Below are 20,977 nucleotides of genomic sequence, written 5' to 3'. Positions count from 1 at the left end.
AATCAACTCGTTATAAGTATTTGTATAAAATGTTTCAGCATTTTACAAATTATATTTAGTTATTTCATGTTTTACTTCACCAAAAACTCTCCCGCTTATATACTACCGCTACTATTTTTGATTTATCTGGAATTATTGAGTGAAGTGGTTTAAACGTTTATTAATTGCATTTTTTAGCCTATCACTACTTGGCATTGCTGCTATAGCTGCCGCTTACTTTTATGTGCTACCTGACTTACCCGATGTTAATTCGCTAAAGACGGTCCAATTACAAACTCCGCTGCGTATTTACAGCCGCGATGGCAAACTGATTTCTCAATTTGGTGAGAAACGTCGCATACCTGTCGAGTATGAAGAAGTGCCCTTTCAGTTAATTAATGCCGTACTCGACACTGAAGATGCGCGCTTTTTTGAACATAATGGTATTGATCCGATTGGTATTATCCGCGCGGCAATCATATTAATAACAACAGGTAAGAAAAGCCAAGGTGCAAGTACGATTACACAACAGGTTGCCCGAGGATTTTTCTTATCTAACGAAAAAACATACATTCGTAAAGTAAAAGAAATCTTCCTTGCATTGAAAATTGAAAAGGCGTTATCGAAAAAAGAAATTTTAGCTCTTTATTTAAATCGTTCATTCCTAGGTAACCGCGCTTATGGTGTTGGTGCTGCTGCTCAAGTCTATTATGGTAAAGAACTGAGCCAATTGACACTACCAGAAATGGCAATGATAGCAGGCCTACCACAAGCTCCATCTGCAGCTAATCCAATTAGAAACCAATCACGTGCGATATCTCGTCGTAATTGGGTATTGAGTCGTATGCTAGAGAAACGCAATATTACTCAAGCAGAATATCAAGAGGCTATCAGTAGCCCGTCGACCGCGAAATACCATGGTGCTGAAATTGATTTATACGCTCCGTATGTTTCAGAAATGGCGCGTGATTACATGATCCAGAAATACGGTGAAGAAGCAGCCTATACTAACGGCTACAATGTCTACACCACTATATCATCCGAACTCCAATTGATGGCGCAGGAATCACTAAGAGACAACGTTTTTGCTTATGATCAACGCCATGGATTCCGTGGTCTTGTGACTGAATTATGGACTGATACTCCGCTCGACCATGATGAGATTGTCGCTACGTTAAAACGCACCGACTCAATGCAGGGCATTATGCCCGCTGCAGTTATAAGCGTTCAAGATCAACAAGCACAGGTAATGGATGACAAGGGCGAACTGATTACACTTGAATGGAAAGGCCTAAAATGGGCGCGTAAGTTTATAAGCGATAAACGCCAAAGCTTACCACCAAAACAAGCCAGTGATATTTTGACCGCTGGTCAACAAGTGTGGATCCGTCATAATGGTAAGTATTGGCAATTGTCTCAAATACCACAAGTCTCTAGTGCGACAGTGTCACTTGAACCTCATGACGGTGCGATTAAAACCCTCGTCGGTGGATTTAGCTTTAGTCAAAGTCAATTCAACCGAGTGACTCAAGCTAAACGCCAATTAGGTTCCAATATTAAACCTTTTATTTATGCTGCTGCGTTAGAAAAAGGTTACACACTGGCTACGCTCATCAATAACGCTCCGATTAACAAACCAGATACCCGTCAGGGCACTGCGTGGCGTCCTAAAAACTCACCAGACATTTACGGTGGTCCAACACGTTTACGTGTCGGTTTAGCTCAGTCTATTAACGTTATGTCAGTCAGAGCGATGCGCCACACAGGCTTAGATGACACTATCAAAAAACTAGTACAGTTTGGTTTTGATCCGAGTGATTTACCCCGAAATGAATCGTTAGCATTGGGTTCACCTTCAGTGACACCGTTACAGGTCGCCACTGCATTTAATAGCTTTGCAAATGGTGGTTATTTAGTTGAACCTTACTTTATCGATCGCGTGACCGACTCATACGACAACACGATTGAACAAACCATTCCCGCTATTGCATGTAGCAAACCAGTCCCCTCTGTTGAAGATGATGTGGTTATTGAAGATCCATTTGCTGCGATGGCTGAAGAATTATCTCAGCAAACTCCAGAAGCATCAGTAGATACATTAGATGGAGAAGTTGAAGCAACGTCCATTACCGCTGAACAAAACATTTGCAGTAATCCACAAGCTCGCTTTGCTAAGCGAGTCGTTTCAGAACAAACTGCATTTTTGATCACTGAAGCGCTAAAGAGCGTAATTTGGGGCGGCGGCGACTGGAGCAAAGGTACTGGTTGGAATGGTACAGCTTGGCGTGCATCTAAATTAATTAAGCGTCATGACATTGCGGGTAAAACAGGTACAACTAACGAATCTCGAGACACTTGGTTCAGTGGTTTTAACCCTACACTTACAGCAACTTTCTGGGTTGGCTTTGATGACCATGGACGTCAGCTAGGACGCTCAAGCTGGATGGCTACCGGCGAACCAGATCAGATATCAGGTGCGGAAGCGGGTGCTAAAACCGCTGGTCCTGGTTGGAATGACTATATGAATAAGGCCCTGTCTGGTACGCCTGAACCTTCTGTTATCCCGCCAAAAGGAATTGTATCTGCACGTATTGATTTAGCGACTGGCAAATTGACTCGCAAGACAGACCACACTACCGAGTTTGAGTATTTTGTTGAAGGTACAGAACCCAAAGAATATGTTACTGAAACACAGCAAAGTGGCGATATTTTTATCGACAATGTTGCTGAAGATTTATTTCAATAATAGGGTTTAAAATACATTGATTAAAAAAGCCATTCAGTCGAATGGCTTTTTTATTACTGATTTTATAGCGTATTTAATCTTAGACAATGGTGTTGGGTATCAGTAATTGATGCAGTTCAGTTAAATTACGAACCTGATAACTTGGAGAGATATCATCACTTATAGGTTCGTCATGATGATTTAACCAACAAGTGTCGATACCTGCATTGATACCGCCTAAGATGTCAGAATGTAAGTTATCGCCAACCATAAGTACTTGATGCTTCTCCGGCTTTCCCATTAAGCTAAAAGCATGATGAAAAATAGCAACATCTGGCTTTGCTATACCTAGTTGTTCAGAAATAACCACCGGATTAAAAGCATCTTCAAAACCAGTACGGCTCAAGCGGATATTTTGTAGCTCGGTAAAACCATTAGTAATTATACCAAGGTTAACTTTACCGCTTAGAGAATCAATCAGTTCCCGGGCACCAGGCAATGGCTGACAAATATCGGCCATAGCCGCAAGAAACTGACTGTTTAGATGCTGTGGAGTAACAGATAGTTTGTTCGCCCAGTGATGGAATCGGGTATGTTGTAAATGCGTAGCACTAATTAAACCGTTTTGATACTCGACCCACAATGGTTTATTTACTTGCTGATAAACAGCAAAGTCATCAATATTAAAATCAACTTCAAAGCGCGAAAACATTAATTTCAATCCAGCAAAAGCATCGAAATGAAATAGCGTTTCATCGGCATCAAATAAAATCCATTTATATTTATTGAGCAAATTCGACATCTACAAAGTCCTTCTTTTGTTTAAATGAATAACTAACCTCAGATCAAAATAATGCCCATTATTATAAAACTTTTTGTGCTGCTACTTATGGTAATAGGTATGATCTCAAGCTGAAGTGAGTTAACGATGGTGACTACGAGTTAAATAATGACATTAACTGCGCTTCTTGCTGCAGTAGACTTTGATAAATAGTTAACTGATTTATAGCGCGATCAAGATTGTGAGTTTGATATTTGATCCCAAAATAAGTATCGCCATTTAAATAATCCGTTAAAAACCGTACCCCAAGCATTAATGGCATCACTTTAGTGCCGAGCCATAAACTACGTTTTTCGAGCGGAGTAATAATGTCAGCTAGAGATTCCATGTACGATTTTGCTGCGGCAATAATAATCTCAGGTCGGGCATATACATTGGTTAAATTAGTTGAGTCTTCTGGCTCTGGAGAGCAAAAAGCGCGCACCATATCACCAAAGTCATACATCAAATATCCTTTCATGCAGGTATCTAAATCAATAATGGCCATGCTGGACATATCTCGCCCATCAAACAGCATATTATTGATTTTAGTATCATTATGACATATTCGAACCGGTAATTCGGCTTCGTATTGTACCAATGCTGCCAGTAAATCTGTCTGTGACAAACACAAATTGACCCAATCTTTACAATGACTTAATCGATTGTGAGTGTCAGCTGCCTTTGCATCACGCAATTGAGCGATACGTTGAGGTAAATTCAAAAAATCAGGGATAACATCGACAATGTAACTAGGGTTCAAATCACTTAATGCTGCGGCAAAATGACCAAAAGCCTCAGCTGCCAACTTAGCTTGAGCTGGTGTATCAACCACTTCAATCGTGTTGCTATGAGGTAAGTAATCTATTGCTCGCCAAAAACCTTGTTCGCCTAAATCCAAATATAGTGCACCTGCTATAGTGGCTATTGGACTAACCACTTGTAATGGATAATGCTGCTGTTGGCGTTTAATCAGTAAGTGCTGGCTGATATTGGCAGCATTTTGAATGACCACCTTAGGTTCAATAAATACTTGGGTATTAATGCGCTGCAACACCAACGATTTTGATTTATCACTCACCAAGAAGGTTTGATTAATATGGCCATTACCCAATGGATAAAGCGTACTATGCTCACGACTAAAACCAAACTGAGGCAATACATTTTTACGGATAAAATTGACCAATCAAAAACTCCAAATCATGTTCATCAAAGCCAAAGATAACCAACACATTTCTTCTGTTTGGTTACCTTAATAATGGTTACTGGCTTAGTATCATTTCAAATTGAGGGTTTTGCATTAATGTTGCTTGGCTGCCCTTTAAACTAAATTCATAACCACACAACTTAAAGCTACCTCTAAGCGCAACATGATTAACAATGGCATCTTTATCCAGTGGCGTAAATCGAGCTTCACTGGCACCATCATCTAGTAGATCAACCGTTATTGGTCGGTAACGGCTACCGTCATTAAATTCAAGGTTGGTACAGGTTTTATCACCTATTGCAGTCGCTAAACGCCATAAATTTTGTTTATCACCACTTTCACCTAACCAACGTACGATAAGGATTTCGCCCTCTAAAGCGAGCCAAAACCCATCAGGCAGTTTGATCATTTGTCGAATGCTTGCTTGTTGTTGATTACTCATATCATCAACATGCTCAGTTTGCTCTGTGCCGTCGCCAGAAAATACACTGATTAAAGTGAAAACCAAATACACAACCACACTAACAGCAATAATAGCCGCAGCAATTTTACCGATTAAAATCAAATTTGTCTGGTGTAACTTAGCCACATTCAGCCAAGATTTTGCAAGTTCAGTAATCGACCCTGACTGCAACGCATCTTGATCAACATAAAGCGGCTGATGACTACGTTCTTGCGACGTCGAAAACGAATTGACCGGATCATCTTCTGTTGCTGTATCGAAATGTTGATCCATGTGTGTGCCAGCTTGCTCGAAACTTGTTTGCGGCACAGCATCATCATTAAATGGATGTTTGTCTCTATCGGCAGAATCTGGATGAGTTACCCCCGTAAACGCTACTTCATCAGCTGGCTCTCTTGATGAAAAAGTGTTATCAGGCTGCTCATGAACAGGCATAACCTGCCCTTTCATTACCGGTTCTTGTCGATGAAAAACCGAGCCCGAAATGGATACTGATACCATGCTTGGTCCATAATATCCTTGCACATAGTTAATTGAATTTTTAGCCGGTAAGAATGCTAAGTAGCCACCACAAGCCAGGCCAAACAAAAACACTCCTGCTAGTGCGCCTAAAGGCGCCATTAAGTAGGTTAATATGCCAAAAACCAATACCGGAACAACACATACCATTGCCAATTTAATCGACTTATTGGCATCATTTAAGCGACGAACAGCCGATAAACCAACAACAGGCATTACTGCTAGCGTCACAATCCAATTAATTACACTTGCCGGAAATACAACAGCAGAGATTATTAGCAACAAAAATGCAGCTAAAATAACTCCCATTAACCTTAAGCCTGTGTCACGACCATCTCGGCACAGTAGGGTTTTTACAGACATCAATCATTCCTATTCATTTACAAAAAAATCAAAAAACAGCTGGCTACATAACAGAATGAGTCGGTGATTATCGTGCGTTATTACAACACAAATGGATTGTTCTCATCATCAAAATCGACACCCGCTATTAATAGCGCAAAGCCTACAGAATTTATCTTATAAAGCCATACCCAACCTAGATTTTGCGTTACTTTTTTATTCACTATCGCGTAAGTCACTTTTAAGCAATCCAAGAGTTGATTTCATTAATCTAATAGCTATTTGAGCATTTTAGACACAATACCAATATCTATCATTGCGCTAGCATAACCCTACAGTTAACGAGTATAATATTAAGCTTTCTTAATGAATAATCGGATGAGAAACCCTTTTTATGAGCACTCGTGGAAATCTTTTTATTGTGTCAGCCCCTAGTGGCGCAGGTAAATCATCACTTATATCAGCACTATTAAAAGATAAACCCAGCGATAAACAGGTTTCAGTGTCACATACGACCCGCAAACCTCGTCCAGGCGAAGTCGATGGCCAACATTATCATTTTATTACTGTGGAACAATTTAAAGCACTAATTACCCAAAATGCCTTTATTGAATGGGCCGAAGTTTTTGGCAATTTTTATGGCACTTCCAAGCTCGTCATCGAACAAACATTAGATAAAGGCATCGATGTATTTCTTGATATTGATTGGCAGGGCGCAGAACAAGTAAAAAAATTAATGACAACGGCGATTAGAGTGTTTATTTTACCGCCGTCTAAAGCTGAGCTTGAACGTCGTTTAACTGGCCGAGGTCAGGATAGTCAGCAAGTGATTGATTCGCGCATGGCACAAGCCGTTTCGGAAATGTCACATTATGCGCAATACGAATTTATAATTGTAAATGACGATTTCGATAACGCGCTAGCCGATTTAAGCGCCATTATTCGCAGTCAAAGGCTAACCTGTGCTAGTCAGCAGCATGCGCAAAATGATATGATTGTTGATCTCTTGGCAGATTAATTGTCATAGTGTACAATTTTGCGTCATTTTTTCCCATAGATAACACTGGAGTTTCAACACATGGCTCGCGTAACTGTAGAAGACGCCGTAAATAAAATCGGCAACCGTTTTGATATGATCCTGGTTGCAGCGCGTCGTGCACGCCAAATCGCCGTCCAAGGTAAAGAACCTATGGTTGATGAGATGAATGATAAACCAACGGTTGTCGCTTTACGTGAAATCGAATTAGGTTTAGTCACCTCAAACACTTTAGATGCTGATGAGCGCCAAACTGTTCGTGAACGTGAAGCAGCTGAAATTGCCGCTGTCGCAGCCATTGCAGAAGGCCGCGTTTTATAAGGAGTAGCGCCACTTGTATCTGTTTGAAGGTCTAAAAGAGTCAGCATCCAGCTATTTAGAGCCGGATCAAGTAGAATTACTCAAGCAGGCCTATTTGGTTGCGCGTGATGCCCACGAAGGGCAAATGCGCACAAGTGGCGAGCCTTATATTACCCATCCGGTTGCGGTTAGCCGCATCTTGGCAGACATGCGTCTCGATCACGAGTCGCTTATGGCTGCCTTGCTTCATGACACCATCGAAGATACTCCTGTCACCAAAGAAGAACTCACAGAGTTATTTGGTGTGGCGGTTGCAGAACTGGTGGAAGGTGTTTCAAAGCTTGATAAAATCAAGTTTCGTGATAGAAAAGAAGCCCAAGCGGAAAATTTCCGTAAAATGATGATGGCAATGACTCAAGATATTCGAGTTATCCTCATCAAGTTGGCTGACCGAACTCACAACATGCGCACACTGGGCTCACTTCGCCCTGATAAACGTCGTCGTATTGCTCGCGAAACCCTAGAAATCTACGCCCCAATAGCTAACCGATTAGGTATTCACAATATCAAAATCGAACTTGAAGACTTAGGTTTTCAAGCCTATTACCCTATGCGACATAGAGTGATACGTGATGTTGTCAAAGCAGCTCGTGGGAATCGTAAAGAATTAATTAACAGTATTGAAGTGGCCATTGAAACACGCCTTGAAGAAGCTGGGATCCCCACTAAAGTCAAAGGTCGTGAAAAAAACCTCTATTCGATTTATCGAAAAATGCGCAGTAAAGAACTGCAATTTCAAGAGGTCATGGATATCTATGCGTTCCGAGTTATCGTTGACTCTATTGATACCTGCTATCGCGTGCTCGGCGCTATGCACGGATTATACAAGCCGCGACCAGGACGTTTTAAAGATTATATCGCTATTCCCAAAGCCAACGGTTATCAATCATTACACACATCATTATTTGGCCCTCATGCGGTTCCTGTTGAAGTGCAAATTCGCACTGAAGAAATGGATCAAATGGCCGACAAAGGTGTTGCTGCGCATTGGATGTATAAAAACAATACCGATACGGCTCAACAAAGCACTTCTCAAGTTCGTGCTCATAAATGGATGCAAAGTTTGCTTGAGTTACAGCAAAGTGCAAGCAGCTCATTTGAATTTGTTGAAAACGTTAAAACTGAATTATTCCCTGAAGAAATCTACGTTTTTACCCCTGAAGGTCGTATCTTAGAATTGCCGGTCAATGCCACTGCCGTCGATTTTGCCTACGAAGTGCATACTGATGTGGGCAATACCTGTGTTGGCGCACGCGTCAATCGTCAAGCATACCCGCTGAGCCAACCATTAATTTCAGGGCAAACAGTCGAAATCATTACCGCAAAAGGTGCTCGCCCTAATGCTGCATGGTTAAACTTTGTCGTAACGGGTAAAGCTCGTGGTAAAATTCGTCAAGTATTAAAGAGTCTTAAAGGCGATAACGCTATCGCATTAGGTAAGCGTTTACTAAACCATGCCTTAGGTGATACTAAGCTTGAGACCATTCCGGCTGAATTACTTGAGAAAGTGATCAAAGAAACCAAACACACATCTTTAGACTCGCTGCTAGCAGATATTGGCTTAGGCAATGCCATGAGCATTGTGATTGCCCAGCGCTTGGTTGGTGAGCAGTTTGATTCGCAAGATAGCAATAAAGAAAAACCACAAATGCCAATTCGCGGTGCTGAAGGTATGTTGGTCACTTACGCCAATTGTTGTCGCCCAATTCCTGGTGATGCCGTCATCGCCCATGTAAGCCCAGGCAAAGGTCTGGTAGTACATATGGAAAGCTGTGCCAATATTCGCGGCTATCAAGGCGAACCTGATAAGTATATTTCAGTGCATTGGGATAACGTAGAAGGCGCAGAATACCAAGCAAATCTACGGGTTGAAATTGTTAACCATCAAGGTGCATTAGCAAAAATCACTTCTATCATCGCATCTGCTGGATCTAATATTCATAATCTCAGTACCGAAGAACGTGATGGCCGAGTGTATTTGATTAATTTACGTATTTCAGTTAAAGATCGTGTTCACCTTGCAAACGTTATGCGCAGAATACGTGTTTTACCTGAAGTATTACGCACCTCGCGTAACCGCTAGTCACTGATAACTATTAAAGAGAGCACGCACACTATGGCCGAAAAAATTATCATCGCAACCGACAAAGCTCCACAAGCTATTGGCACTTACTCACAAGCAGTTAAAGTCGGCAGTACCGTTTATCTTTCAGGTCAAATTCCGTTAGATCCAAAAACCATGACCATGGTAAGCGATGATTTTGCAGAACAAGTCGTACAAGTGTTCGAAAATTTGACCGCTGTATGTGAAGCAGCAGGTGGAAGAATGAGTGACATCGTTAAGCTCAATATCTTCTTAACCGATTTATCTCATTTTGCCACTGTAAACGAAATTATGAGTCGTTACTTCCAACAACCTTATCCAGCTCGTGCCGCTATTGGCGTCAAAGAGTTACCAAAAGGATCATTGGTAGAAATGGATGGAATAATGGAAATATAAGTACAACTGTATGATATTTTCTTAAGGCGCCTAGGGCGCCTTTTTTATTACCTATGACTTTTTCAAAGTAGAGTATTTGCTCAATATATATTGTTTATTCAGTAGATTCTGCTAACGTGTTTATAGTGTTATCTTGCACACATACTGTGCAATTGTTTGCGCCAGCGCACAAAAATGGCCATACTAAATTTATAGAGACCCACAATAACAATAAAGAACATGGAAGCGTCGATGGAAAATTTAATTAAAACTCCTGTTGAGATGTTGTCTCATTGGGTAGATACGCAAGGTGACAAAGTTTACCTTCGCCAGCCGATTGACGGTAAATATGTTGATTTCACATGGCGTGAAGTTCAGCAAAAGATGCAACAAATTGCAGGTTCACTGCGTCATTTAGGTTTAGAACGTGGCGATAAAATTGCTGTGTTGTCGAAAAACTGTGCCGAGTGGTTTATTGTCGATTTAGCATTAATGTACGGTGGTTACATTAGTGTGCCGGTGTATCCAACTGCTAATGCAGAAACTATTCGTTATGTACTTGAACATAGCGGCGCTAAAGCCATTTTTACCGGTAAACTCGATCATTGGGCTGAACAAGAAGCCGCTGTTGGCGGTGAAATTCTCCGTTTAGCCATGCCATATGACACCATGCCAGCACAATATCATTGGGATCACTTGTTAAAGCTGGGTCAGCCGCTCGTTGACGAGCCGTTCCCAACTGCAGATCAAGTCATGACCCTGATTTACACCTCAGGTTCAACCGGCAAACCCAAAGGCGCGATTCAAAGCTTTACCAGTTATGGCTGGGCGTGCGAAGCGGTGATTCGTGATTTACAAACCAATACTACTGACCGACTATTATCGTACTTACCGCTAGCACACATTACCGAACGTGTGGCTATTGAAGGCTCGTCATTTTATTCAGGGGCAACGGTTTCTTTTGTAGAAAGCCTCGACTCATTTGTTGATGATATTCAACGCTGTCGCCCAACGGTGTTTTTCTCGGTACCGCGTTTATGGACAGTATTCCAATTAAATATCATCAACAAGATTGGTGAGAAAAAACTCAAAACCTTACTCAAACTGCCCATCATTAGCAGTATTGTTAAGCGTAAAATTAAGAAAGGTTTGGGACTCGACCAATCTCGCTTGAACGGCTCAGGCTCAGCACCCATCCCACCATCATTGATTCAATGGTATTACAGCATTGGCATCGATATTTGTGAAGCGTGGGGAATGACCGAAAACTGTGCTTACTCGATAATTAACTTCCCATTCAACGCCAAGAAGATCGGCACGGTTGGCCGGCCAGTTGAAGGCTGCTTAGTACGTCAAACTGAAGAAGGTGAGTTATTAGTTAAAAGCCCAGGCTTGATGAACGGTTATTACTTACAAGAAGAAGCCACCGCCGCAGCATTTACTGAAGATGGCTTTTTCCACACTGGCGATTTGTGCGAAATTGACGCAGACGGTTACATCGACATTACCGGCCGCGTTAAAGACAATTTCAAAACCTCAAAAGGTAAGTATGTTGCTCCAGTGCCGATTGAACGTAAATTAGCTCAGGACACTCATGTAGATTTAATTTGTGTTATCGGTTCAGGCTTACCACATCCGGTCGCGTTAGTGCAGCTTTCAGAAGGTTCAAAACTTCAGCCTCGCGAAGAAGTAAGAACATCGTTAAAAGAGACTCTCGATGGTGTTAATCCACATTTAGAGTCACACGAACATGTTGATGCCATTATCGTTGTTAATGATGAGTGGACCATTGAGAATGACGTGTTAACCCCGACGTTAAAAATTAAACGTCACGTACTTGAAAAAGCGTTTACCGCCAAAGTAGACGGTGTTCGCGGCGCCAAAGTACGTTGGGAAGACGAGTTGTAATAATCAGCTAACGATTATCTATCTTCAAAAAATACACGCAATATGCGTGTATTTTTTTGACATATTCTGTCAATATACCCGCCATTAACTATGCAGCGTTAACAATATCGTTGTACACCATTTATTAGGCAGAAACTCGAATGTTCATTGCGTTATCCATTATCGGCGGTTTTATTATTTTAACCATTGGCGCTGAAGCACTTGTGCGCGGAGCCAGTGCCGTAGCGCTACGTTTGGGCATTGCCCCACTTATTATTGGCTTAACCATTGTGGCATTTGGTACCAGCGCCCCTGAATTAGCCGTTAGTGTTAAATCAGCATTAGCAGGTAATCCAGGTATAGCCTTAGGTAATGTCGTCGGCTCCAACATTGTCAACATTGGTTTAATTCTAGCTATCACCGCTCTTATTCGCCCTATTACAGTGCAATCTCAAATGGTGAAGCGCGACATCCCTATCATGATTGCCGCTTCAGTATTAATGTGGTTTTTGCTGCTTGATGGTGAAGTGAGCTTTATCGACGGTGCCATTTTATTCAGCGCGCTTGTTGGCTATTTAGTTTTTAGTTATGTTAGTGCCAAAAATAACCCAGAAGATCTGGATGTTGATGCCAGCCCACAACACCCTGGCTTATCTATCGCATTAATCATTGTTGGTATCGCGATGTTAGTTGGTGGTGGCATATTATTTGTTGATGGTGCCGTCGATTTAGCCAAACAGTTTGGCATTAGCGAAGTCATCATCGGCTTAACCATTGTGGCTATTGGTACCAGTATGCCAGAGCTTGTCACCTCGGTGATGGCAGCTCTTAAAGGTCAAAGTGACATTGCCATCGGTAATGTTGTTGGATCAAATATTTTCAACGTACTCGGTATTTTAGGCGCAACAGCATTAATCCACCCAGTTTCCGCGGCCGGATTTAACGAAATCGATTTTATCGCCATGTTGATCTTCGCGTTCATGGTATTACCGTTTGCTTGGAGTGGCTTACGTATTGGTCGCCGTGAAGGTAGTGTTCTGTTAGCTGGTTACCTTGGCTACACCAGTTATTTAGTGATGCAAGTGGTTTAAGTTAGCGGAAATATTACTCACAATAAAGACCGAATATTGATTCGGTCTTTTCATAAAAAATGCTAAATATTCACTCATATTTAACAAGCCCTACTGAAAATAAATGACATTTGTCATCTTCAATTGATGACCTTTGTGTCTAAGAATAACCTTCGCCTATCGCCATACTACACCTATCCCAACAACATCTTGATTGGGGGAAACGTAAATGGAGATAGCCATGAAAACCTTACTACTGATCACCAGCTTAACCTTAGTCAGCCACACTAGCTTTGCTTACATTAGCGATATTGATGCTGCAGCAAATACCATGAACATCACTGAACTAAGTCAATACAGTGAACAGGCTATTGATTATGAAAAAGCCTATGCTGATTATCGCCTAGCCATTACAGCCAACATCATCGGCCAACGTCAACTCGCTACAGATTCATTAAACAATGCCCAGCACACATTAGAATCCCTTTTAGTCCAAGATCCATCTGCAGACCAACAAGCTCTACTTGCTGCGGTATACGGAATGCAAATCTCGTTTGATAATAGCAAAGGTGCCGTATTAGGAATGAAAACAGCGCAATTATTACAACAAGCAAGCGATCTCGAACCTAACAATCCGCGAGTCAGCCTAGTGCGAGCAATTAATGCATTTTATACCCCAAGCGTATTTGGTGGCGGCCTCGACAAGTCACAAACATTAGCAACCCAAGCAATTAGTCAATTTGAGCAGCCTTGTAACGAAATCTGTTGGGGACATGCAGAAGCCTATACTTGGCGCGGACTAGCGAAACAGGAACAAGGCGACTTAAAAGGTGCTTTACAAGATTGGCAAACCGCCACTGAGGTTGACCCTCAGTATGGATGGGCAACATATCTGTTAAACCAACAAACAGTAAAGCAGTAATCGACCAGTTAATTATTACTAGCATAGGTTTTAGTTAGCGCGCAGTTACTCTATGATTAACTGCGCTAGGAGGCACAATGACATCATGTTTATCATCTAATAATGAAAAAAGTTACGAGCAAAGAACCGCTTGGGTTTACCTCATAAACTTAGGTTTTTACTTTATCCCCTTGTATTTCATGGGCGGTCAATGGTTAAAGATTACGATTGCGATCGGATTATTAGTGCCCTTTATTATTGGTTATTTCTGGGCTTATAACAGTAGCAAAGAGCAAGCCCTCAAACCCATTGGGTTAATGTTTTTCACAGCAATAGCGTCGTCATTCGTCAGCAGTGGTGCAATATCACTATTCAGTTTTTGCTGCTTCTTTGTTGGTTTTTTCTACTCACTTCGCACTGCTATATTGAGTTTTATCGGACTGAGTATTTTGCTTTTAGTCATCGATATCAGCATGGGTTACTCAGGCTACTTTTTTACTTTTTATGGTATGGGAATTTGCTTAGGTGTCGGAGTGTTTGGTGTGATTGAACAAAATCGCCAACGAATAAAACGCCAGCAACAACAATCAAAAGATGAAGTCGCCAATTTAGCCACCGCATTAGAGCGCGAACGTATTGGCCGCGATTTACATGATGTTATGGGACATCACTTAGCCGCCATCGCCTTAAAAGCAGAACTGGCAGACAAGCTCATTACCTCAGGTAAAATCGACCAAGCGCAACTGCAAATTCATCAAGTTAGCGTGATAACTCGAGACTGTTTAAGCCAAATTCGCCACACGGTATCGGGTTATAAACATCAAGGGTTAACCCAAACGTTAAACACCTTAGCCATCACGTTAAGAGATAACGCTATTGCTGTCAGCATAGAAGGCACATTCCCTAAACTCAGTGAACTCATGGAATCGCAAATCAGCTTGCTACTAACTGAGTTGATTAATAACACCATAAAACACAGCCAAGCGACACATTGCACCTTGTGTATTGAAACAAGCCAAGACTGGCTCAAACTCAACTTTATCGAGAATGTGCCGGTTAAAATCATCACCAAAGGCAACGGATTAACAGGCATTCAAGAGCGAGTAAGCTTGCTACATGGCACAATCGACTATCAATTAATTCCCCATTATAAAGTGAGTATCCAATTGCCACTAAGTGAGCCCGTTAGATGAAAATTCTATTAGCCGAAGATCAAGCGATGGTAAGAGGCGCCCTCGCCGCGTTGCTCACATTAGCGTGTGATAGCTTAAATGAAATAGAGATTGTCGAAGTCGAAGACGGCGATAAAGCGATGCAACAACTTAAAACAGATTCATTTGACCTGTTGCTCACCGACATTGAAATGCCTGGAAAATCAGGTTTAGAGCTGAGCCAATGGTTACAACAACAGCGCAGCCAGACCAAAGTGATTATTTTGACCACCTTTGGTCGAGCAGGTTATATCAAACGCGCATTAGAATACGGTGTCGGTGGTTTTTTATTAAAAGACGCTCCGTCTGATGACTTAATTAATGCGATTAAACAAGTGATGGCGGGTAAACGGGTTATCGATCCAGAATTAGCTTTTACCGCTATTGGTGAAATAGACCCTCTCAACGACAAAGAAAGACGTGCATTGCGCCTGGCAAGCGAAGGCTTATCAACCAGCGATATTGCCAGTCAGTTGTTTATTGCAGAAGGCACAGTACGAAACTATTTATCGGAAGCCATCAGCAAACTCAATGCCAGTAACCGAATTGATGCTGCCAGAATCGCCAAGCAAAAGGGTTGGTTGTAATTAACGGCTTAATATTGCCTTGTATTCAAAGTCTGCTAAGATACCTTAAACATCTGTATATAATTACAGTGATTCGAGATTGATAGCTTGAAATCGCTATGGTTTTTACATATTTGATAATCAATTTAGGTAAGCACAATTTGCTACGACTGGATCTTGTTCCGATCACCGACCTTAAAGGCGTTGCTAAAAAGGTTGCGGAAAAACTGGCTAAGTTAGGTATTAAAACAGTACAAGATGTACTGTTTCATTTACCGCTGCGTTATGAAGACCGTACGCAAATCCATCCTATTGCCGCATTACCTCCTGGCAGTTATGGCACCATCGAAGCAGAAATTCAGTCGACTCAAATCATGCAAGGTCGGCGGCGCATGTTAGTGTGTAATGTCCGTGATCACAGCGGAATGATGAGCCTGCGGTTTTTTAATTTCTCGATGGCGCAACGTAACGCCATGGAAAATGGTGCCAGCATTCGGGCTTACGGTGAAATACGCCGCGGCAATCATCATAAAGAAATTGTTCACCCAGAATATCAAATTATTCATCCTGGTGAATCGGTCACATTAAGCGACACGCTGACGCCTATTTACCCGACAACTGAAGGGGTAAAACAAGCCAGTTGGATAAAATTGACAGAGCAAGCCTTAGCGATGTTAGACCAGGGTGGATTACCCGAGTTGCTTCCCAGTGGATTACAACCAAACAATATTAGCCTGCGTGATGCACTGCATATTTTGCACCGTCCCCATAGCTCGGTGTCCCCTTTTGAATTAGAACAAGGTCAACATCCGGCACAACAAAGATTAATCCAAGAAGAACTGCTGGCGCATAATCTGAGTATGTTACAAATACGCCAGCGCAGTAATCAAGATGCCGCGGTGCCAATGCCTGCTACCGGGCAATTGTTAAGTCCTTTTTTAGCACAACTGCCCTTTAAGCCAACAGGAGCACAGCAACGAGTTGTCGCCGAAATCAACCAAGATCTTCAGCATCCAACACCCATGATGCGTTTAGTTCAAGGCGACGTGGGTTCAGGTAAAACCTTAGTGGCAGCACTGGCGGCATTACAAGCAATTGAAAACGGTTACCAAGTGGCCATGATGGCACCTACTGAGTTATTGGCTGAACAGCACGCAGCTAATTTTGCAACTTGGTTTGAACCACTTGGACTAAAAATCGGCTGGCTGGCGGGTAAACTCAAAGGTAAAGCCAGAACCCAATCCCTTGAAGATATTGCCTCTGGTGCGGCACAAATGGTCATCGGTACTCATGCGATATTTCAACAAGCGGTGGTGTTTAACAAGCTGGCATTGATCATTATTGACGAACAACATCGTTTTGGGGTTCATCAACGCTTAGGATTACGAGAAAAAGGCGTCAGCCAAGGTTTTCATCCACACCAGCTAATCATGACGGCCACTCCGATCCCACGAACTTTAGCCATGACAGCTTATGCAGATTTAGACACCTCAGTAATTGACGAGCTTCCTCCAGGACGCACCCCTGTGACAACGGTTGCGATTGCCGATAGCCGTCGTGAGCAAGTGATTGAGCGAGTCAAACAAGCTGCATTACACGATAATCGCCAAGCTTATTGGGTATGTACGTTAATTGAAGAATCTGAGGTGCTTGAATGCCAAGCTGCAGAAGACACCGCAGCTGAACTCACCATTGCACTACCTGAGCTCAAAATTGGCTTAATCCATGGCCGAATGAAAAGTGCTGAAAAGCAGGCGATTATGGCGCAATTTAAAGCGGGTGAGTTGAACTTATTAGTCGCGACTACCGTCATAGAAGTCGGTGTAGATGTAGCCAATGCCAGTTTAATGATTATCGAAAACCCTGAACGATTAGGCCTAGCACAGTTGCACCAGTTAAGAGGCCGAGTAGGCCGAGGTGCTATTGCTAGCCATTGTGTATTACTTTATAAAGCGCCACTGTCACAAACCGCCACTAAACGTTTAGGTGTGCTGCGCAGCAGTAATGATGGCTTTGTAATTGCTCAAAAAGACTTAGAAATTCGAGGGCCAGGTGAAGTGCTTGGCACCAAACAAACCGGTTTGGCAGATCTTAAAATAGCTGATCTAATACGTGATCAACATTTAATTGCCCCAACCCAAAAATTGGCATCACACGTTTACCAGCAAGTGCCTCAAAACGTAGATGCTATCATTCAACGCTGGATAGGTGATAGACAGCAATATGTCCAAGCTTAAATAGATCTTAATATATTGTTCATTATCATCAGTTATCACTAGACAAGTCTGCTGAATATTGCAGAATGGTATACTAATCGTATTCGTTATCTGGTCGTGCAGCGGGAATTCAAATGGCTGTAATCAGGCGAAGGTTTGAAAGCATAGCCATTTTACGTTGAAAGGCTGCAACGCAGAGTTAAGTAATTAGAAACCCGTCCTTCGGAAGCGTTTCAAGCATTCAAGTACTGCGTTGCATTAACTTAAAAGGGAACAACCATTCCTATATTAATACGCCTTGAATTGAAAATCTTGAGACGCTCTGAACGGTTAAGATAACTGATGTGATTGATATTATGCAGTATTTTTCGACTCCACCAAGATATTTATATCGATTAGCAATAACCCCAAGGAATTGAAATGCAAGTTAATGAAGAAGACCGAATTACCCCACAAGCCGCTGAGAAACCAGGGTCTAACATGCTATTAATCGCTATCGCGGTAATCGCCCTGTTAGGCGCAAGCAGTTATTTCTATTTTACCAGTGATGACACTGAAGAATTTGAACCGGTTGTTATCACTCCAGTTGAGCTGCCAGAGTCAGTTCCAGAGACACCAATAGAACAAACGCCTATTGAAGAACCGCAAAACATTACCACCACAGATGATGTAGTACCCGCAGGAGACTCTGAAACATCTACGGAAGCTGTAGTTGCAGAACCACTTCCTGCATTAGCTGAGTCTGATGATTTTGTTGAAGCAAAAACATTAGCTATAGCCAACGGTATGAAAATAGCGCCGATGATCTTGAAAAAAGATATTGCCCGCCAATTTGTGGTGTTTGTTGATAACCTAGCCCAAGGCGATATTGTGCGTAAAGCTAGCCCGTTAAAAGGCCCTGACACGCAATTTACCGTGAGTGAAATAACCAACAAAACATATCTTAATCCAGACGGTTATCATCGCTATGATTTGTATGCTAATTTTATAGCAGGCTTGAGTGAAAAAGACTTAGTGACTACTTACACTGAGTTAAAACCACTATTTGCCGAAGCCTTTACTGAACTCGGTTACAGTGATATTGATTTTGATAAGCGTATGCAACAGGCTTTTAGCATGATTGCTAGCGCGCCCATTATTGAAGACCCTATTGAGTTATCGTCAATCAGTGTTAACTATAAATATGTCGATCCAAACCTTGAAGCATTACCTAATGCTCAAAAATTGTTGATCCGTATGGGGCCTGACAACACGCGAAAAATTAAAGAAGCTGTCAAAAAATTGCAACAAAGCTTTGCGAACAAATAAGCTTTTACATCAAGCGGTAAAGCTATTTTAGTAAGCTATCTGTTATCAGCGCGACGGTTACCGTCGCGCTTTTTTATTTAATGGTCACTTTGTTGAATTAACAATCAGCTATTAGGCTTTTTCGTCCATACAGCTTCTTATCTACATTAACTTAGGTGTACAATTAGCAAGGTTAACGAATATTCATTATTACATAATTATTGTTAACACTTAGAAAAGGATAGCCAAGCCGTTATAGAGGGAATGTAGTGCATTTAGAATTTGAGCTTCTATCATGGGGCGCATGGTCGCCGGACTTTCAGACACCTGAGAGTTGGCTACAATGGCAGCAGCCTAACAGCAACCCGTCACCTAAGTCTGACTCGCCAGCATTGAAGCATATTCCTGCTATGCAACGTCGTCGCTTTAGTCGCTTAACCAAAATGATGCTTACGGCGGCATACCAATGCCAACCACAGAATAATTGTCGCAGTATTTTTTCATCTCGCCATGGAGAGCTCACGCGCACCTTGGGCTTGCTCAAAGATATCACTCAAAAACAGGCGTTATCGCCAATGGCTTTTAGCCAATCCGTGCACAATACTGCCAGTGGAATTTTTGGTATTGTTAATAACAATACCGCTTCGTCTACATCGATTGCCGCTGGAGAACAAACTCTCACTCAAGCACTCATTGAAGCCTACGCGCAATTAGCGCAATCGCCACAACCAGTATTAGTTGTTTTTGGTGATGATCCGGTTCCACCGGTATACAGTGAGTTTACTCACGAAGTCGAGCTGCCCCTGGCCTTAGGTTTGTACCTCGCGCCATTCAATAGCCGTGCCCAACAAGCTAAAAAACAGCTTGCAGACATCGTTTTACAACCTGCATCAGCTCAGCGAATAACCCTTAGCGTATCTGATCATCCGCTCGACAATCACAACCAAAACAACATCAGCTTGAGCGAATTAATTCACCATATTGCTAGTAAAAAGCATATCCAAGGTAAATTATGCCATTGGTATTGGTCGCTTGAACATCATGCCTAATCAACAACATACAGCACAAGCTGCTGACACTATTGAGCAAAAAAAAGCCTCAGCCCCAAAACTCAGCGGTTTACGTTATATACCTCGCTGGGTTGGTGGTGTGTGTTGTTATATTGCTTTTGGTTTAGGCGGCTTGTTGAGTTCATTAACTATTTTACCGCTATTACGATTTTGGCCGGGCGAGAAAACAGTGCGCGTAGCTCGGGCCCAAAAAGCCGTCAGCTGGATGTTTAAAGCATTTGTTGCCATGCTCAGTTTTGCTGGAGTGATAGCGGTGAGCACCAAAAATATTGAGGCACTACAGCAAACTAAAGGAAAAGTGGTCATCGCTAATCATCCGACATTAGTGGACGTGGTGGTATTGATTAGTCTTATGCCAAATGCGGGCTGTATTGTAAAACAAAGCTTATGGCGTAATCCGTTTATTCGCGGCGTGCTCGCCAGCGCTGGTTACATCCCTAATCGTGGCGCCGATTGGCTATTACATGACTGCCAACAAGTGCTGCGCACCGATACTAATCTGATTATTTTCCCCGAGGGTACCCGAACATTAACCGGTAATATTGTTAACTCCTTTGCGCGTGGCGCCGCCAATATTGCCTTGCGCACTAAAACCGATATTTTACCAGTGGTGTTACGTACTGATGTTGCAGGCTTAACCAAGCAACAATCTTGGTACCAAATTCCACGGCAAACCATCAATATGTCAGTAGAAATTGGCACAAGCATGTCATACCTGCTGTATGATGCTAAACAAGGTAATGAAGCCAAAATGGCTCGACAGCTGACGCGCGACTTACAGCAATTTTACCTTGATACACTTAAACAGCCTATCAAGTCACATTGATAGCCATACTTAT

General features: G+C 42.2%; 17 protein-coding genes. 14 read left to right on the top strand and 3 right to left on the bottom strand.

Annotated features, from left to right (window positions below; genetic code table 11):
* Positions 1-139 precede the first annotated feature (139 nt).
* Positions 140-2,725, top strand: a complete 2,586-nt coding sequence (locus tag GUY17_RS01945) for a penicillin-binding protein 1A (RefSeq protein WP_162022139.1) — start codon at positions 140-142, stop codon at positions 2,723-2,725.
* Between the two features lie 79 nt (positions 2,726-2,804).
* Here the strand turns inward: GUY17_RS01945 and yjjG are convergent, their stop codons facing one another.
* From yjjG to GUY17_RS01930, 3 genes are all read right to left on the bottom strand, one after another.
* Positions 2,805-3,506 (bottom strand): pyrimidine 5'-nucleotidase, encoded by a 702-nt coding sequence (yjjG, locus tag GUY17_RS01940; RefSeq protein ID WP_162022138.1) that lies wholly within the window; start codon positions 3,504-3,506, stop codon positions 2,805-2,807.
* A gap of 133 nt (positions 3,507-3,639) precedes the next feature.
* Entirely contained in the window at positions 3,640-4,710 is a 1,071-nt protein-coding gene (locus tag GUY17_RS01935; protein WP_162022137.1) for a phosphotransferase enzyme family protein, read from the bottom strand.
* 76 nt (positions 4,711-4,786) lie between these two features.
* Positions 4,787-6,076 carry a DUF805 domain-containing protein gene (locus GUY17_RS01930; RefSeq protein ID WP_162022136.1) on the bottom strand — a complete coding sequence of 430 codons (1,290 nt, stop codon included), beginning with the start codon at positions 6,074-6,076 and terminating at the stop codon, positions 4,787-4,789.
* A gap of 373 nt (positions 6,077-6,449) precedes the next feature.
* On the opposite strand from GUY17_RS01930, the gene gmk reads away from it, so the two are divergent.
* The 13 genes from gmk (at position 6,450) to GUY17_RS01865 (ending at position 20,964) form a co-directional block, all read left to right on the top strand.
* The gene (gene gmk / locus GUY17_RS01925) at positions 6,450-7,073 is read left to right on the top strand and encodes a guanylate kinase (protein ID WP_162022135.1); all 624 of its coding nucleotides are present in this window, start codon (positions 6,450-6,452) and stop codon (positions 7,071-7,073) included.
* 60 nt (positions 7,074-7,133) lie between these two features.
* Entirely contained in the window at positions 7,134-7,412 is a 279-nt protein-coding gene (gene rpoZ, locus GUY17_RS01920; RefSeq protein WP_011635854.1) for a DNA-directed RNA polymerase subunit omega, read from the top strand.
* Positions 7,413-7,425: 13 nt separating this feature from the next.
* Complete coding sequence (spoT, locus tag GUY17_RS01915; RefSeq protein WP_011635853.1) at positions 7,426-9,534, top strand: bifunctional GTP diphosphokinase/guanosine-3',5'-bis pyrophosphate 3'-pyrophosphohydrolase; 2,109 nt, start codon at positions 7,426-7,428, stop codon at positions 9,532-9,534.
* 33 nt (positions 9,535-9,567) lie between these two features.
* Complete coding sequence (locus tag GUY17_RS01910; RefSeq protein WP_011635852.1) at positions 9,568-9,951, top strand: RidA family protein; 384 nt, start codon at positions 9,568-9,570, stop codon at positions 9,949-9,951.
* A 231-nt stretch (positions 9,952-10,182) separates the two neighbouring features.
* Positions 10,183-11,838, top strand: a complete 1,656-nt coding sequence (locus tag GUY17_RS01905) for an AMP-binding protein (protein WP_101084973.1) — start codon at positions 10,183-10,185, stop codon at positions 11,836-11,838.
* 140 nt (positions 11,839-11,978) lie between these two features.
* Positions 11,979-12,908 carry a calcium/sodium antiporter gene (locus GUY17_RS01900; RefSeq protein WP_101084972.1) on the top strand — a complete coding sequence of 310 codons (930 nt, stop codon included), beginning with the start codon at positions 11,979-11,981 and terminating at the stop codon, positions 12,906-12,908.
* A 220-nt stretch (positions 12,909-13,128) separates the two neighbouring features.
* Complete coding sequence (locus GUY17_RS01895; protein ID WP_162022134.1) at positions 13,129-13,809, top strand: tetratricopeptide repeat protein; 681 nt, start codon at positions 13,129-13,131, stop codon at positions 13,807-13,809.
* 77 nt (positions 13,810-13,886) lie between these two features.
* Positions 13,887-14,981: a sensor histidine kinase gene (locus GUY17_RS01890; RefSeq protein WP_162022133.1), complete on the top strand. Its 1,095-nt coding sequence runs from the start codon at positions 13,887-13,889 to the stop codon at positions 14,979-14,981.
* On the top strand, positions 14,978-15,586 hold the full coding sequence (locus GUY17_RS01885) for a DNA-binding response regulator (RefSeq protein WP_162022132.1): 609 nt from the start codon (positions 14,978-14,980) through the stop codon (positions 15,584-15,586). Before GUY17_RS01890 ends, GUY17_RS01885 begins: the two co-directional genes overlap by 4 nt.
* A gap of 140 nt (positions 15,587-15,726) precedes the next feature.
* Positions 15,727-17,802 carry an ATP-dependent DNA helicase RecG gene (gene recG / locus GUY17_RS01880; protein WP_101085354.1) on the top strand — a complete coding sequence of 692 codons (2,076 nt, stop codon included), beginning with the start codon at positions 15,727-15,729 and terminating at the stop codon, positions 17,800-17,802.
* A gap of 399 nt (positions 17,803-18,201) precedes the next feature.
* The gene (locus tag GUY17_RS01875) at positions 18,202-19,089 is read left to right on the top strand and encodes a DUF3014 domain-containing protein (RefSeq protein ID WP_162022131.1); all 888 of its coding nucleotides are present in this window, start codon (positions 18,202-18,204) and stop codon (positions 19,087-19,089) included.
* A 248-nt stretch (positions 19,090-19,337) separates the two neighbouring features.
* Complete coding sequence (locus tag GUY17_RS01870; protein WP_162022130.1) at positions 19,338-20,117, top strand: beta-ketoacyl synthase chain length factor; 780 nt, start codon at positions 19,338-19,340, stop codon at positions 20,115-20,117.
* Positions 20,110-20,964 carry a 1-acyl-sn-glycerol-3-phosphate acyltransferase gene (locus GUY17_RS01865; RefSeq protein ID WP_162022129.1) on the top strand — a complete coding sequence of 285 codons (855 nt, stop codon included), beginning with the start codon at positions 20,110-20,112 and terminating at the stop codon, positions 20,962-20,964. The genes GUY17_RS01870 and GUY17_RS01865 overlap by 8 nt, the downstream gene beginning before the upstream one ends.
* The last annotated feature ends 13 nt before the right edge of the window (positions 20,965-20,977 follow it).

The sequence above is a fragment of the Shewanella sp. Arc9-LZ genome (genome assembly GCF_010092445.1).
In the GTDB taxonomy this organism is placed as follows: domain Bacteria; phylum Pseudomonadota; class Gammaproteobacteria; order Enterobacterales; family Shewanellaceae; genus Shewanella.
This window is presented reverse-complemented; position numbering and strand designations above follow the sequence as displayed.